This is a genomic window from Rodentibacter caecimuris (genome assembly GCF_010587025.1).
In the GTDB taxonomy this organism is placed as follows: Bacteria; Pseudomonadota; Gammaproteobacteria; order Enterobacterales; family Pasteurellaceae; genus Rodentibacter; species Rodentibacter caecimuris.
Map to the genome: position 1 here is coordinate 27,556 of NZ_CP040863.1, position 14,607 is coordinate 42,162.

Genomic DNA, 14,607 nt, shown 5'->3' on the forward strand with positions numbered 1-14,607 from the left:
GTGAGTGAACAGCGTTCACATATCCTATTAACATTATTTTTTAATCGTTTTCACTAAATACCCGTATCCGGCTTTTTCCATTTCAGCCAAGGGAATAAATTTGATCGAGGCACTGTTAATGCAATAACGCAAACCGCCTTTATCTTTTGGGCCGTCATCAAAAACGTGTCCCAAATGCGCATTACCACTGCGACTCAATACTTCGGTGCGTTGCATATTAAAGCTGTTGTCGGTTTGATAATGCACCACCTCTTTGGCTATTGGGTGGGTGAAACTCGGCCAACCACAGTCTGATTCAAATTTGTCATTGGATGAAAACATCGGTTCACCGGTGGTGATATCAACATAAATACCCGGTTGGAAATTATCCCAATATTCATTGCTGAAAGAACGCTCAGTATTCTTATTTTGTGTCACCGAATATTGCAATGGTGTTAATTTTGCTTTGAGTGTTTCATCGCTTGGTTTTGGGTAATCTTTTTCATTAATCATCGGTTCGTCTGCCTGTGTAATGTCGATATGACAATAGCCATTCGGATTTTTTTTCAAATAATCTTGGTGATATTCTTCCGCTTCCGTATAGTTTTTCAGCGGTTCTACTTCAATTTGAATTTTATTTTTATACTTCGTTTGAAGTGTGGAAATTGCTTGGTCGATCACTGTTTTATCTGTGGCATCTTGATAGTAAACCCCGGTGCGATATTGACGACCTCTGTCATTGCCTTGTTTGTTCACACTGGTTGGATCGATCACTTTGAAATAGTATTGCAACAATTTATCGAGTGAAATTTGGTTTGCATCGTAAGTGACTTTTACCGCTTCGGCGTGATCGGTAACAGCTAAAAGCGCATAGCTGGTTTTATCGGTATTGCCATTGGCATAACCCGAAACCGCCTCTTTCACGCCATAAATGCGTTCCATATATGCCTCTACACCCCAAAAACAACCACCGGCTAAATAAATTTCACGTATATTTTGTTGAGGTTTAATCATGGCTTTTTGCTCCATATTTTGCGTTGATATGGTTTTTTCGACAGCCAAAATAGATTGGCTTGTGGCACAAAGTGCGGTTAAAAATAGAAAGATTTTTGACAATTTCACTGTCGATTCTCCTTTTTAATATCCAAGTAATATTGTTTTAGACTGGAAAAGCGTTCGTTTCTTACAAATTTTTTCAATCGGTAGCTTGAAGAGCGGAGCGGAGTGGAGTAAAAAATAGCTTATTTTTTATTCGCAAACTCTTAGGTGAGGCAGGGAATTTTAGATAACTCCCTGTTTTTTATTTCTCGGTTAATACAAATAGCCTAGCCATAATATTTGGCTGGCTACTTCGATTATTTTGTTTTCTTCGGTAACTTATCTTGTTCTTCCGGTGATAATTCTTGATAGTTAAATACCGGTAGTCCCCATGCAAAACGAATCGCTAAAACCCGTAGTGTAAAGCTCGTGATTAGGGTGATTAATACTGCAACGGTGTGTTCTATTTGGAGTGTACTGAGTGAGTAGTAGGTAAGAGTAGCGAAAAGGGAAACACTGGCATAAAGTTCTTTTTGGAATACCAGGGGAATACGGTTACAGAGTAAATCCCGTAATACACCGCCAAATGCACCAGTGATGCAACCTGCGATACAGACAATCGTGACGCCATGCCCCATATCTATGGCAATTTGGGCACCGATGATAGAAAATACGACTAATCCCATGGCATCCAATACTAAGAAAATGGTGCGGAAGTAACGCATAAAGTGGTTAATAAACGGGGCAACATAAACCGTAATGACTGCCGCACTTGCCACAATTAAAAAATACTCAGGATGTTTGACCCAGCCTAAAGGATAGTGACCTAATAGCACATCGCGTACGGAACCACCTCCGATAGCGGTTACAGAGGCAATAATAATCACCCCGAAAATATCCATTTTTTCTCTGCCGGCTGCCAATGCCCCGGTCATACCCTCGGCGGTAATGCCGATAATATATAAAATGCTGAGTAACATTTGAGTTCCTAAAGTGCGGTCAAAATTGTGTCCATTCTACTTTAAAACATCGTGAATTTTTAGCATAATGGCGCATTATTTTTCTATATTTTTCAATTATGTCAGAACAATCCTCCAAATTTTCCGTGCAGCTATTCTCGATACTGACTCTTTGTCTGCTGTTGGTTGTTGAGTTTTTTATCTTTGCGTTAAAATCTCAAACACAGGCAATTCCTCATTTAGGATTAGCGGTGTTGGTGGCACAATTATTTTCTTTATTGGTGTTTTATAAAGGTGAAATTTGTCCCGGACAGCGAGGGCGGTTGGTTAAAGTGAATGTAGCTTTTGCATTCTATTGGATCATATGGATGGTGGTGAGTCTTTTACCCGATTATCGCCATACCTTTATCAATATAATGAGCCTGTGCGGTTTATCTGTGGTGTATTTCATTTGGAAACAATCAAAAGTTGAGAAAGCCCGCCATAGTTTTTTATTGATGGCAATCTTAATGGCTGGTTTAGGCGGATTGGGCTATTTTATGTTATTTAGCCGGCTACCTTTGGCAGCCTTTGCCGAATATAATCCTATCGCTCAGATTTTATCCGGGGTGATATTGGTGAATTTAGCGTTAGTGATAGCGAAAAACCGTTTGCAAAATTTTATTGCCTTGTTACCTCTATTAATGATTGTTTTACTGGCTTTAAATGCTTTGGCAATATTTATTTTCTTGATCTTTATCGGTTTGCAAAATGGGTTCAATTCGGAGAGTATTTTTGCCTACGCCATTTATTTTATTTGTCATTTTGTGATTGCAGCGATTTTAGTTATTCATAGTTTCCAAAAATGGGCATTAAGCCTGAACACATTATTTATTTTGCTGTTTATCGGCATTTGTTTGCCATTATGGATGGTGTTTGTATAGAAAAAAGTGCGGTTAAATTTGACCGCACTTTTGTTTTTTATTCTATCGCTTTCTTTTTCAAGTAAGCATAAAGCTCATCTTTAATTCGTAGTTTTTCTTTCTTTAAGATTTCAATTTCCGTATGGGTTGCAAGCTGAATGTTTTCTTCTTTATTTTTAATATCTTGATCTAATTCATTATGCTTGTTAAATAGACGCTCAAAGTAAGCATCATTATTTTTAAGTTTAGTGATTAAGTCTCTGAATTCGGGAAACATATTAAGCTCCTATAGTGATAAAAACTATCTTTACTTTACTCTTTTTATAAAAAATTAATAGTGGGGAATGATAAAAGTGTGAACTGGATCAAAAATAAAATCACGGTGTTTAAAAGTGAAAAATGACGCTTTAAAATTTTTTAATTTTTATAAAATCCTTGCTATCTCTTGGCTTTTAACTGGTTTATTTTATCAATCCACGCTAGAATACGAGCACTCTCATTTCAAACAAATACTAAGGAAGTTCAATGATTGATCCGAATCTAATCCGCAATAATTTAGCGGAAGTTGCAGAAAAACTAAAAATTAAACGTAACTTCATTCTTGATACCGAAAAACTTGTGGCGTTGGAAGAACAGCGTAAAACGCTTCAAGTTAAAACCGAAACTTTACAGGCGGAACGTAATACCCGATCGAAAGCTATCGGGGCGGCAAAAGCCCGTGGTGAGGATATCGCCCCGTTACTTGCCGAAGTCGATAATATGGGCAACCAATTAAATGAAGCGAAAACTCAATTAGATGAAGTTTTAGCGGAAATCAATCAAATTGCATTAACTATTCCAAATTTACCGGCAGATGAAGTGCCGCTTGGTAAAGACGATTCGGAAAACCTCGAAATTTTACGTTGGGGAACGCCAAGAATTTTTGATTTTGAAATTAAGGATCATGTTACTTTAGGCGAGCAAATTGACGGTTTGGATTTTGCCGCCGGAGCAAAATTGGCGGGGGCGCGTTTTGCTGTGATGAAAGGGCAAATTGCTAAAATGCATCGTGCTTTAGCCCAATTTATGTTGGATCTTCACTCTGAACAACATGGTTATTTAGAAACCTATGTGCCTTATTTGGTGAATCATGCAACTCTTTACGGTACAGGGCAATTACCAAAATTTGGTGAGGATTTATTTCACACCAATGCCTTAGAAGGTGAGCAGCCTTACGCATTAATTCCAACGGCGGAAGTACCGGTAACGAATTTAGTCCGTGATGTGATTCTTGATGACGCAGAATTGCCGATCAAAATGACCGCACATACGCCATGTTTCCGTTCAGAGGCAGGATCTTACGGACGTGATACAAGAGGATTAATTCGTATGCACCAGTTTGATAAAGTGGAAATGGTGCAAATTGTTGATCCGGATAAATCAATGGAAGCCCTTGAAGAATTAACCGGTCATGCGGAAAAAGTATTGCAATTGCTCAATCTTCCTTATCGTAAAGTATTACTTTGTACCGGTGATATGGGCTTTGGTTCTTGTAAAACCTATGATTTGGAAGTGTGGGTGCCGGCACAGGATACTTATCGTGAGATTTCTTCTTGTTCTAATATGTGGGATTTCCAAGCCCGTCGTATGCAAGCCCGCTGCAAAGCAAAAGGCGATAAGAAAACCCGTTTAGTGCATACGTTAAATGGCTCGGGGTTAGCAGTAGGGCGTACGTTAGTTGCCGTACTTGAAAACTATCAAAATGCCGACGGCTCAGTTACCGTACCGGAAGTTTTGCGTCCGTATATGGGGGGATTAGAGGTTATCGGCAAATAATACCGATATTCAGCTAGTAAAAAGTGCGGTCAATTTTAACCGCACTTTTTGTTTTCTATATACTACAACCGTTTTTTATAATACTGCTACTGCTGCATCATAATTCGGTTCACTTTTAATTTCAGACACCAATTCGCTGTGTAATACATTGTTGTTTTCATCTAACACGATCACAGAGCGGGCGGTTAAACCGGCAATCGGGCCTGTTGCAATATCTATACCTAAGTTCTCATGAACATCTTTATGACGGAAAGTAGAAAGTGTTTGCACATTTTCAATGCCCTCAGCACCACAAAAACGGGCTTGAGCAAAAGGGAGATCCGCTGAAATACATAATACGACGGTATTTTCCAAATTTGCCGCACGTTGGTTGAATACGCGTACCGATGTCGCACAAATGCCGGTATCAATACTTGGGAAAATATTTAATACTTTGCGTTTTCCTGCAAAACTTTCTAAGGTGACATCCGCCAGATCTTTATTGGTTAAGATAAGATTATCGACTTTTTCACCTTTTTGTGGAAAATTGCCTTTAATTTCAATGGGATTTCCCATCATTGTTACTGCTGTCATAAAAAGCTCCTAGTTAGCTTGAGTTAAATTGAGCACGTTAATTAGTGCGGTAAAAAATTTGTCGTTTTCATGAGGTAATCCAATACTAATGCGTAAATGATTCGGCATTCCGTAGCCTGCAATTGGGCGGACAATCACGCCTTCTCGCAATAACGCCTCATAAATTGGCAGAGCAGGCTTTTTGAAGTCAATTGTAATAAAATTGCCTTTTGAAGGAATATAATCCAAGCCGTATTGTTGGCAGAAACTTTCATAACGAGCCATTTCAGTACGGTTATTTGCTGCTACTTTTTCAATGAAGGCATCATCGTTCATCACTGCGATCGCTGAGGCAAGCGCTAAACTATTGCAATTAAACGGCTGACGAACACGGTTTAATAAATCGGCAATTTCAGGATTGGACACTGCATAGCCAATCCGTAAACCGGCTAATCCGTAGGCTTTCGAGAGCGAACGGGAAACAATGAGATTTGGATATTTTTTCAATAAACCGAAAGAATCGACCCGTTCTTCAGGGAGGGTAAATTCCGTATAAGCTTCGTCCAATATGACCAGTACGTTTTCCGGTACTTTTGCCAAGAACGCATCAATTTCTTGTTCCGTTAGAAAATTCCCCGTCGGATTGTTCGGATTCGCAATAAAAATTAATTTGGTTTTGTCGGAAAGTGCGGTTAAAAATCCCGTTAAATTATGTCCCCAATCCTTTGCCGGAATTTCTTTTGCGGTAGCATTAATCGCCTTTGTAACAAGAGGATAAACGATAAAAGCATATTGTGAATAAATGATTTCGTCCTCTTCACAGGCAAAAGTATGGGCGAAGAGTTCAAGCAAATCGTTTGAACCGTTGCCTAGAGTAATTTGATTCGGCTGAACACCAAATTTTTTTGCAATGGTTTGTTTTAGCTCAAAGCCATTTGCATCGGGATAACGGGTAAGTTGATCTAGCTGTTTGATAATTTCTTGTTTCGCACTTTCGGGAAAACCGAATGGGTTTTCATTAGAGGCAAGTTTAACGATATTAGAAATACCGAGTTCACGTTCAAGCTCTTCAATCGGTTTACCCGCTTGATAAGGTGAGAGGGATTTTACGCCTTGATTGGCGATGTTGATGTATTGCATAATTTTATATTGAATTTATATTGAAACATAAGGGCGTATTAGCACGCCCGTATTTGATGTAAAACAGATTATTGTGCTTAAGATAAATTTTCGGCTTCAAATTTTTGCATAAATTTGATGAGTGCTTCCACGCCTTCTAACGGCATTGCATTATAAATAGAGGCACGCATACCGCCTAATACTTTATGTCCTTTTAGGGCTTGTAAGCCGGCAGCTGTTGCTTCTGCTACGAATTTTGCATCCAATTCCGGGTTACCGGTAACGAAGGTAACATTCATTGTGGAGCGATTTTCTTTTGCCACAACATTTCGATAGAGCTTGCTGGAGTCTATATAATCATAAAGGGTTTTAGCCTTTAGTTCATTTCGCTTGGCAAGCACTTTCAAGCCACCGAGTGCTTTAATATGTTTAAATACTAAAGAGCATAAATACCATGCAAAAGTTGGTGGGGTATTGATCATAGAATCTGCGCCGGATTGTATGGCATAGTTCCAAATAGAAGGCGTTTCTTTGCGTGCATTGCCAATTAAATCTTCACGTACAATCACCAATGTGATCCCAGCTGGGCCGAGATTTTTTTGTGCGCCGGCATAAATTATGCCGAATTTGCTAATATCAATTTCACGAGAAAGAATATTAGAAGACATATCCGCGACAAGTACGGCATTTCCAACCTTTGGTACGTCAAAAATTTCTACGCCGCTAATAGTTTCATTAGGGCAATAATGGACGTAATCATATTGATCGGCGATATCAGAAAAATCAAGGTGGGTAATATGGGTTTTATCAACATTCTCAACAATGCTAATTTCATCAATTTCCGCAAAATTACGGGCTTCTTTTGCCGCAGTAGCAGACCAATGCCCACTGTTTAAGTAAAGTGCTTTGCCTTTTTTACCAATCAAATTCATTGGTAGTGCGGCAAATTGACCCCGTGCACCGCCTTGTAAAAAGAGTACTCGGTAGTTATCAGGAATGTTATACACTTCACGCAAATCTTTTTCCGCTTCAGTGATGAGTTCCATAAAATATTTACCACGGTGACTAACTTCCATCACGGAAACATTTTGTTCCAACCAGTTAGTCAGTTCTGATTGTGCTTGGTGTAATACTTCAGGAAAAATCATTGCCGGACCGGCACTAAAATTGAAGACTTGTGACATCGTATTGCCTCATTTTTAGAAAATAATGCTCCACGTTTTATCACTATAAAATTGGATAATCAACGTTTTTTAGAAAAATCTTTGCTTTTTTTGTATCGGTCGGAAAATTTAAATTTAAGGTTTTGACGAATAGGGAAAAAAAAGCTAAATTACAGCCAATAATTTTGTTGGGAGAGCAACTATGGAAACCGTAAATAAACAATCTTTTCAAGACGTGTTGGAATATGTGCGTATGTATCGTTTAAAAAACAAGCTGAAACGTGATATTGAAGACATCAGCCGTAAAATTCGTGACAATCAAAAACGGGTGTTACTACTTGATAACTTAAATCAATATATTCGTGATGATATGGATATTGCAGATGTACGTGCCATTATTGAAAATATGCGTGATGATTATGAAACACGTATTGATGATTACACTATTCGTAGTGCAGAACTTTCTACGCAACGCCGTGAAATCAGTGGAAAAATGAAAGACCAAAAGAAATCTCACGCCGAATTATTAAAAAAATCAAATAAAATTACGGCATAAAAACGACCGCACTTTTAGCCCAAGTGCGGTTTTTTTTGTTACGTCGTTGTTATACAAAACGTTAAATCAATTAAAAAATTTTAAAATTCCTATCCGAATTTTATTTAGTGGAGATTTTCATACAGTCGTTATTAAGTTCGAGTTTACTGCTTGGTGAGTTCTATATGAAATAAAACGTTTTTATCATGAGCAAGTCGGGTTAAGGTTAATTAAAGTCGTAAAATGCACTTTAATATGTCGGACATACTGGTAAATTTGCCTGTAATTTAACTCAATGTAAAGAAGTTTAGGGGGGATAATTGACCTTATGGACCTGTGCTTACGTTATCCTTTAACAATAAAACATAGCCCTTATCTACACTTTTAAGAGGAAATTCAATGAAATTAGAAAAAATCTTGCTAGTTGCGTCACTTTTCACTTTTTCAAGCACAAGTATTAACGCATTAACTCATATTAATTCGGCAGATAGCTTGTATAAACAAGCGAAAATTGCTGATGAACAAAAAGATTACAAAAATGCTTTTGATTTATTTAAATCCTTGGCAGAGCTTGGGGATGCTAGGGGACAAAATGGTCTAGGAGTGATGTATTACCAGGGACATGGCGTAAAACAGGATTATCAGCAAGCACTCAAGTGGTATCAAAAAGCAGTAGAACAAGGCGATGCAAAGGCTCAAAATAATTTAGGTGTGATGTATTTCTACGGACAGGTTGTGGAGCAGGATTATCACCAAGCTGTGAAATGGTATCGGAAATCAGCAGAACAAGGATATGAAAGAGCCCAGACTAATTTAGGTATGATGTATGCCAATGGGTTAGGTGTAAAACAGGATTATCATCAAGCAGTGATACTGTATCAAAAGGCGGTAGAAAAAGGACTTGCAGAGGCTCAATCGAATTTAGCATGGATGTATTATTACGGACTCGGTGTGAGGCAGGATTATGATCAAGCGATGAATTGGTACCAAAAAGCAGCAGAGCAAGGGTTTGCAGAAGCTCAAAATAATTTAGCATGGATGTATGAAAACGGACAAAGTGTAAAACAGGATTATCACCAAGCCGTGAAATGGTATAAAAAAGCAGCAGAGCAAGGAGATGTTGATGGGCAATATAATCTTGCTGGGATGTATGCCAATGGATATGGTGTGAAACAGGATTACCACCAAGCAGTGAAGTGGTATAAAAAAGCGGCAGAGCAAGGTGCACAGGATGCGCAATATAATTTGGGAGTGATTTATGAAAACGGATATGGTGTTCGTCAAAATAAATCTCAAGCAAAAGAGTGGTTTGGCAAAGCTTGTGATAATGCTCTGCAGAACGCTTGTGATGAATACCGTAGGCTAAATACAACTCCCTAATATTGAAGGAGGCGACAAATAAAAGTCAACTTTATGCAATGGTTAGATAATGTTGATTTTTTTCATTGAATGATGGGTGAAATATGCGCCTAACTCCGTGATATCCTTTCCATCGGGAAGGGTTAGATTAGGTGCGATCTCCATCAAGGGTAGCACGACAAATTCCCGATTATGCATATCATAGTGAGGCACTGTGAGACGTTCGTTTTGAATAATTTCATTACCATAAAGTAGAATATCCAAATCCAATGTTCGTTCACCCCAGCGGCGCAAACGCACCCTCCCTTGTTCATTTTCGATTTGTTGTAATTCATCTAATAATGATAATGGGGGAAGGGCGGTTTCTATTTTTGCCACTGCATTGACATAATCCGGCTGATCTTGTGGGCCGAGCGGTTTGCTTTGATAAAACGAACTTACCGCAATGAAACGGGTTTGCGGCAAGTTTTCTATCGCCTTTAACGCACTATCGAGCTGTTTAGAGGGAGTATTTAAATTGCTACCTAGAGCAATATACACGGTTATCATATTATTCCATCGGTCTCGGTTTACGGCGTTTACGGGAACGAAAGTATTTTTTCTTCGGTTTTGGGTGTAAAGATTGTTGCTCTTTTACCAGTTGATTGCGCTGATCATGATTACTGAATTGATACTCGTGCCACCACTTAGCAAGCTCAATGGTTTCTCCGCCTTCAACTTCTGCGCGCATTGCTAATAGATCAAAAGCGGCGCGAAATTTAGGATGTTCCATCACGCGTGTAGGTGCAGAACCGGTGCGTTTAAGCAATTGTAACTGCAAAAACCAAATATCACGAATCACTGTGGTATGACGGCGCGGTGCAGCTAAGGTTTGACAAAATAAATCCAATATTTCATTGCCGGCAAGGGCATAGGCATCATGGTTATTTAATCCGCCTTCATTTTTTAATATTTCCACTTTTTCACGTAATGGATACCAGAAAAATGCAGCAAATAAAAATGCCGGATTAATACGCAATTTATCAGCGACACGTTCATCCGTTGAGGTGAGCGCAGTAACCATCATGCGTTCGGCAAAACTGTCTTCTTTTTCCGTAAAAAAAGGCAGGAGGCTGGGAAAGAGTTGTTCAAACAAGCCGTATTGGCGGAGTAAACGGTAGGTTTTTACGCCATGACCGGTTTGTAATAATTTTAAACTTTCATCAAATAAACGTGCCGGCGGAATATTTTTTAGCAAATAAGCCAATTCTTGAATAGGTTGTTCGCTTGGTTTTTCAAGAAACATATCCAATTTCGCCATAAAACGGATGGCACGTAGCATTCGTACGGGATCTTCTTGATAACGGGTTATCGGCTCGCCAATTAAGCGTAATTTACCTGCCTTTAAATCCTCAATGCCGTTAAAATAATCGCGTAATGTGTTATCTTGCGGATTGTAATAAAGGGCATTAATTGTGAAATCACGGCGTTCCGCGTCTTGTTCAATGGTGCCGTATACGTTATCACGCAGGAGCATTCCCTCATGGCTTTGTTTTGCTTGTCGTTCATTACGTGCGTCGTTGTGATTGGCACGAAAAGTCGCCACTTCAATAATATCGCGACCAAACATAATATGCGCAAGACGAAAACGGCGACCGACCAATCGACATTGGCGTTGGAAAATATTTTGGATTTGTTCCGGACGGGCATTGGTGGCGACATCAAAATCTTTTGGATGCTTACCCAATAACATATCTCGAATAGAACCGCCAACAATATAGGCTTCAAATCCTTGGCGTTGTAATTTTTCAACCACCGAGAGTGCATTACGGCTAAACATACGTGGATGAATACCAAAGTTTGTCGCCTTAATCACACTTTTATCATAACGATGAGACTGATTGGCTGTTTTTTTATTTACATATTGCCCAGTAGGTTGCTCAACTCGTCTAGAATGAGCTTTTGCTTGGTGTGCATTTTGCGGTAGCACTTTTTTCTTTTTGCCAAACAAATTTTTAATATAAGTAAGAATAATAGACTCCGTTTTTAAAACGCGAAAAGTGCGGTCAAAACAACCGCACTTTTTCTAAATGAATGGTAAATTAACCCGCAACTTGCTTCTCGCGAATCTCTGCAAGGGTTTTACAGTCAATACACAAATCTGCTGTCGGACGGGCTTCTAAACGGCGAATCCCAATTTCTTCACCGCAAGAATCACAGTAGCCGAAATCATCGGTATCCAATTTTTTCAATGTGGCTTCAATTTTTTTCATTAATTTACGTTCGCGATCACGATTACGCAATTCTAGGCTGAATTCCTCTTCTTGAGTCGCGCGATCCGCAGGATCCGGAAAGTTAGCCGCTTCATCTTGCATATGAGCAACCGTACGTGATGCCTCTTCCACGATTTGTTCGTGCCAAGCCGTTAAGATTTTTTTAAAGTGAAGAAGTTGATTTTCATTCATATATTCTTCATCTTTTTTTGGTTGATATGGTTTTACGCCTGCCAGCTCTAATAAGCTTAACGTTGCTTTTGACATATCTCACTCCTAATACAAACAGAATTTAAGCGTGAACTTCACGACTTCCTGTCATTATCATTAATAATTTGCTCTCAATTTTTATTGAGAAACCCACCTTTTTGAGGGCGATATAAATATCAGATGTTGCCCCTTTTAGCAAACAAAATTTCCTCACTAAAATTTTATTTTGCGATCAAGATCTCAAAATTTAGGAGAAAAGATTGTTTGCTAATTTAAAAATACATAGTGTGCGCACATTTCATTCATTACTCTTATTCCCAATGCCTTTAAATTTGTTTACCTTGGCAATAAGTCTGATTTGTGCTTCGTTATCGTTAATATTCCTACCCGATTTTATGCTGATCGGTTGGAAACCAACGTTACTATGTCATTTAATTTTCACTCTGACCGCCTTTTTCTTCTATTGGTTCAAAAAAATATGGCTGTTTCATTGTTGCATCACATTGAATGTTGTTATTTTGGCATTCGGTTATACACATTCTGTTGCATTGAATTTATTACAACAAGCCGATGAAATTTTGCCTGAAAAACAAAATTTAGTTTTACAAATTGAAAGGGTGTTACATCAGCAGGAATACCAAACGGTGATTGCCCGTACGATACTAAATAACAAGGAACAACGAATTTTTCTTAATTGGAAAGCGCAAGCAAAGCCTTTTTTAGGCGAAAAATGGCAAGGCGAAGTTTCTGTCAAACCACTTTCTGCAAGATTAAATTTTGGAGGATTTGATCGCCAACAATGGTATTTTTCTCAAGGTGTGACGGCGACGGGGCATTTAAAAAGTGCGGTCAAAATCGACAGCAATTTTTCATGGCGTGAAAAAAAATTATGGCAGGCATTAAAACAAACTGAAACGCTTTCTTTACAAGGTTTATTGATCGCCTTAGCTTTTGGGGAACGGGCATGGTTGGATCAAACGACATGGCAAATTTATCAACAGACGAATACGGGACATTTAATTGCGATTTCCGGTTTACATATCGGATTAGCTATGGGAATAGGGTTGTTATTGGTCAGATTGGCACAGTTTTTCCTGCCGACAAAGTATATTCAACCTGTTTTTCCGCTGTGGTTAGGGGCTTTATTTGCCTTATTTTATGCTTATCTGGCTGGCTTTAATGTTCCCACTTTTCGGGCAATTTCCGCTTTGCTTTTAGTTTTAATAATACAATCACAACGCCGTTATTATTCGGCTTTCCGGCTTTTTATCTTAATTATCGCCTTTCTTCTACTGTGTGATCCTCTTATGCCTCTTTCAACGAGTTTTTGGCTTTCGATAGGGGCGGTATTTTGTCTCATCATTTGGTATCGTTACCTACCTCTTTCTTTGTTTCAATGGCGGTTTAACCCTTTTTCACCTAAAGTGCGGTGGATTTTGGGTTTATTTCATTTGCAGTTCGGTTTATTGCTGTTATTTACGCCGTTACAACTTATTTTATTTAATGGAATATCACTGAGCGGTTTTTTTGCTAATTTGCTGGCCGTCCCCTTATATAGTTTTTTTCTTATCCCTGTGATCTTATTTGCCGTGCTAAGCAATGGGGCGCTGTATTCTTGGCAATTGGCAAATAGTTTGGCAGAGGGTATTACGCAACTTATTGCCTTTTTTCAGGGAAACTGGCTGAGTGTCTCATTGAATTTATCACTCATTTTAACCGCCTTTTTCAGCCTGTTTTTTCTTCTGATTATTGTTGGAATCTACCGTGAAAAAAGCCTTTTGCAAAAGGCTTGGAAAATAAAATCAGCGAAATATTTTACATTAGAGACTAATAGAGCATTGCCGACAATTTACAAAAAACAAGCCGTTTGGGGTTCTGTCGGTATTGCCGTTTCATCTTTATTGTTTGTTGCGATTCGACAATATCAGAAACCGATTTGGCAGTTGGATACCTTAGATGTGGGGCAAGGGCTGGCAACTTTAATTGTAAAAAATAGTCGGGCGATTTTGTACGATACCGGTTCGGCGTGGCAAGGCGGTTCAATGGCCGAATTGGAAATTTTGCCTTATTTACGGCGAGAAGGAATAAGTTTGGATAAACTCATTTTAAGCCACGACGATAACGATCATTCCGGTGGGGCAAAGGCCATTTTAAGAAACTATCCAAATGCAGAATTCATCACTTCGTCTGAAAAAAGCTATGGTGAAATTCATCGGGATTTTTGTATTGCCGGAAAAGAATGGGAATGGCAGGGGATTCATTTTCGTATTCTTTCACCGCAGAAAGTCGTTATACGGGCGGATAATCCGAATTCTTGTGTCATTTTATTAGAAGATGGCAAATATCGTGTCTTGCTTACCGGCGATGCAGAGACGAAAAACGAGCACATTTTTGCCCGCACTTTAGGCAAAATCAATGTGTTACAAGTCGGACATCATGGTAGCAAAACTTCTACAGGCGAGATTTTGGTTTCACACACCAAACCGGATTTTGCGATTATTTCAAGCGGGCGTTGGAATCCTTGGAAATTTCCCCATCCAACCGTTATTGAACGTCTTAAACGACATCAAAGTGCGGTCGAAAATACGGCTGTTTCGGGGCAAATTCGAGTTAGTTTTTATGATAACGGATGGAAAATCTCACGCCAAAAAAATGCTTTTTCGCCTTGGTATGCCCGCCCGATTGGATTCTTACCCGAATAAAAGGTACAATGCGACGAATTTT

Annotated in this window: 14 protein-coding genes; 5 read left to right on the forward strand and 9 right to left on the reverse strand. The window is 38.9% G+C overall.

Going from position 1 to position 14,607, the window contains the following annotated elements:
• Positions 1–33 precede the first annotated feature (33 nt).
• On the reverse strand, positions 34–1,041 hold the full coding sequence (gene msrB / locus FEE42_RS00125; RefSeq protein ID WP_418066646.1) for a peptide-methionine (R)-S-oxide reductase MsrB: 1,008 nt from the start codon (positions 1,039–1,041) through the stop codon (positions 34–36).
• A gap of 293 nt (positions 1,042–1,334) precedes the next feature.
• Positions 1,335–1,997 (reverse strand): trimeric intracellular cation channel family protein, encoded by a 663-nt coding sequence (locus FEE42_RS00130; protein ID WP_059365407.1) that lies wholly within the window; start codon positions 1,995–1,997, stop codon positions 1,335–1,337.
• A 98-nt stretch (positions 1,998–2,095) separates the two neighbouring features.
• Between FEE42_RS00130 and FEE42_RS00135 the strand changes: the two genes are divergently transcribed.
• Positions 2,096–2,899, forward strand: coding sequence for a hypothetical protein (locus tag FEE42_RS00135; RefSeq protein ID WP_164027405.1), 804 nt, complete (start codon positions 2,096–2,098; stop codon positions 2,897–2,899).
• Positions 2,900–2,936: 37 nt separating this feature from the next.
• Here FEE42_RS00135 and FEE42_RS00140 read toward each other — a convergent pair whose 3' ends face one another.
• Positions 2,937–3,155 carry a YdcH family protein gene (locus tag FEE42_RS00140; protein ID WP_059365405.1) on the reverse strand — a complete coding sequence of 73 codons (219 nt, stop codon included), beginning with the start codon at positions 3,153–3,155 and terminating at the stop codon, positions 2,937–2,939.
• A gap of 248 nt (positions 3,156–3,403) precedes the next feature.
• On the opposite strand from FEE42_RS00140, the gene serS reads away from it, so the two are divergent.
• The gene (serS, locus tag FEE42_RS00145) at positions 3,404–4,693 is read left to right on the forward strand and encodes a serine--tRNA ligase (RefSeq protein WP_059365404.1); all 1,290 of its coding nucleotides are present in this window, start codon (positions 3,404–3,406) and stop codon (positions 4,691–4,693) included.
• Positions 4,694–4,768: 75 nt separating this feature from the next.
• Here the strand turns inward: serS and tpx are convergent, their stop codons facing one another.
• From tpx to serC, 3 genes are all read right to left on the reverse strand, one after another.
• Positions 4,769–5,266 (reverse strand): thiol peroxidase, encoded by a 498-nt coding sequence (gene tpx / locus FEE42_RS00150; protein ID WP_059365403.1) that lies wholly within the window; start codon positions 5,264–5,266, stop codon positions 4,769–4,771.
• Between the two features lie 9 nt (positions 5,267–5,275).
• Positions 5,276–6,385 carry a histidinol-phosphate transaminase gene (gene hisC, locus FEE42_RS00155; protein WP_164027406.1) on the reverse strand — a complete coding sequence of 370 codons (1,110 nt, stop codon included), beginning with the start codon at positions 6,383–6,385 and terminating at the stop codon, positions 5,276–5,278.
• 77 nt (positions 6,386–6,462) lie between these two features.
• Entirely contained in the window at positions 6,463–7,548 is a 1,086-nt protein-coding gene (gene serC, locus FEE42_RS00160) for a 3-phosphoserine/phosphohydroxythreonine transaminase (protein WP_059365401.1), read from the reverse strand.
• A gap of 181 nt (positions 7,549–7,729) precedes the next feature.
• Between serC and FEE42_RS00165 the strand changes: the two genes are divergently transcribed.
• Positions 7,730–8,083: a DUF496 family protein gene (locus FEE42_RS00165; RefSeq protein ID WP_059365400.1), complete on the forward strand. Its 354-nt coding sequence runs from the start codon at positions 7,730–7,732 to the stop codon at positions 8,081–8,083.
• Between the two features lie 378 nt (positions 8,084–8,461).
• Positions 8,462–9,442 carry an SEL1-like repeat protein gene (locus FEE42_RS00170; protein ID WP_164027407.1) on the forward strand — a complete coding sequence of 327 codons (981 nt, stop codon included), beginning with the start codon at positions 8,462–8,464 and terminating at the stop codon, positions 9,440–9,442.
• A 42-nt stretch (positions 9,443–9,484) separates the two neighbouring features.
• Here FEE42_RS00170 and folK read toward each other — a convergent pair whose 3' ends face one another.
• From folK to dksA, 3 genes are all read right to left on the reverse strand, one after another.
• Positions 9,485–9,970: a 2-amino-4-hydroxy-6-hydroxymethyldihydropteridine diphosphokinase gene (gene folK, locus FEE42_RS00175; protein WP_164027408.1), complete on the reverse strand. Its 486-nt coding sequence runs from the start codon at positions 9,968–9,970 to the stop codon at positions 9,485–9,487.
• Between the two features lies 1 nt (position 9,971).
• Complete coding sequence (gene pcnB / locus FEE42_RS00180) at positions 9,972–11,276, reverse strand: polynucleotide adenylyltransferase PcnB (protein ID WP_129582225.1); 1,305 nt, start codon at positions 11,274–11,276, stop codon at positions 9,972–9,974.
• A 226-nt stretch (positions 11,277–11,502) separates the two neighbouring features.
• Positions 11,503–11,940: an RNA polymerase-binding protein DksA gene (dksA, locus tag FEE42_RS00185; RefSeq protein WP_059365396.1), complete on the reverse strand. Its 438-nt coding sequence runs from the start codon at positions 11,938–11,940 to the stop codon at positions 11,503–11,505.
• Between the two features lie 263 nt (positions 11,941–12,203).
• On the opposite strand from dksA, the gene FEE42_RS00190 reads away from it, so the two are divergent.
• The gene (locus FEE42_RS00190; RefSeq protein ID WP_164028784.1) at positions 12,204–14,585 is read left to right on the forward strand and encodes a DNA internalization-related competence protein ComEC/Rec2; all 2,382 of its coding nucleotides are present in this window, start codon (positions 12,204–12,206) and stop codon (positions 14,583–14,585) included.
• Positions 14,586–14,607 lie beyond the last annotated feature (22 nt).

What these genes read in the sequence shown, in the direction of transcription:
- FEE42_RS00130 (WP_059365407.1), bottom strand. Translation starts at nt 1,997, where the DNA reads ATGTTACTCAGCATTTTATATATTATCGGCATTACCGCCGAGGGTATG.
- FEE42_RS00190 (WP_164028784.1), top strand. Translation starts at nt 12,204, where the DNA reads ATGCCTTTAAATTTGTTTACCTTGGCAATAAGTCTGATTTGTGCTTCG.
- folK (WP_164027408.1), bottom strand. Translation starts at nt 9,970, where the DNA reads ATGATAACCGTGTATATTGCTCTAGGTAGCAATTTAAATACTCCCTCT.
- serS (WP_059365404.1), top strand. Translation starts at nt 3,404, where the DNA reads ATGATTGATCCGAATCTAATCCGCAATAATTTAGCGGAAGTTGCAGAA.
- FEE42_RS00135 (WP_164027405.1), top strand. Translation starts at nt 2,096, where the DNA reads ATGTCAGAACAATCCTCCAAATTTTCCGTGCAGCTATTCTCGATACTG.
- FEE42_RS00170 (WP_164027407.1), top strand. Translation starts at nt 8,462, where the DNA reads ATGAAATTAGAAAAAATCTTGCTAGTTGCGTCACTTTTCACTTTTTCA.
- tpx (WP_059365403.1), bottom strand. Translation starts at nt 5,266, where the DNA reads ATGACAGCAGTAACAATGATGGGAAATCCCATTGAAATTAAAGGCAAT.
- serC (WP_059365401.1), bottom strand. Translation starts at nt 7,548, where the DNA reads ATGTCACAAGTCTTCAATTTTAGTGCCGGTCCGGCAATGATTTTTCCT.
- FEE42_RS00165 (WP_059365400.1), top strand. Translation starts at nt 7,730, where the DNA reads ATGGAAACCGTAAATAAACAATCTTTTCAAGACGTGTTGGAATATGTG.
- hisC (WP_164027406.1), bottom strand. Translation starts at nt 6,385, where the DNA reads ATGCAATACATCAACATCGCCAATCAAGGCGTAAAATCCCTCTCACCT.
- FEE42_RS00140 (WP_059365405.1), bottom strand. Translation starts at nt 3,155, where the DNA reads ATGTTTCCCGAATTCAGAGACTTAATCACTAAACTTAAAAATAATGAT.
- dksA (WP_059365396.1), bottom strand. Translation starts at nt 11,940, where the DNA reads ATGTCAAAAGCAACGTTAAGCTTATTAGAGCTGGCAGGCGTAAAACCA.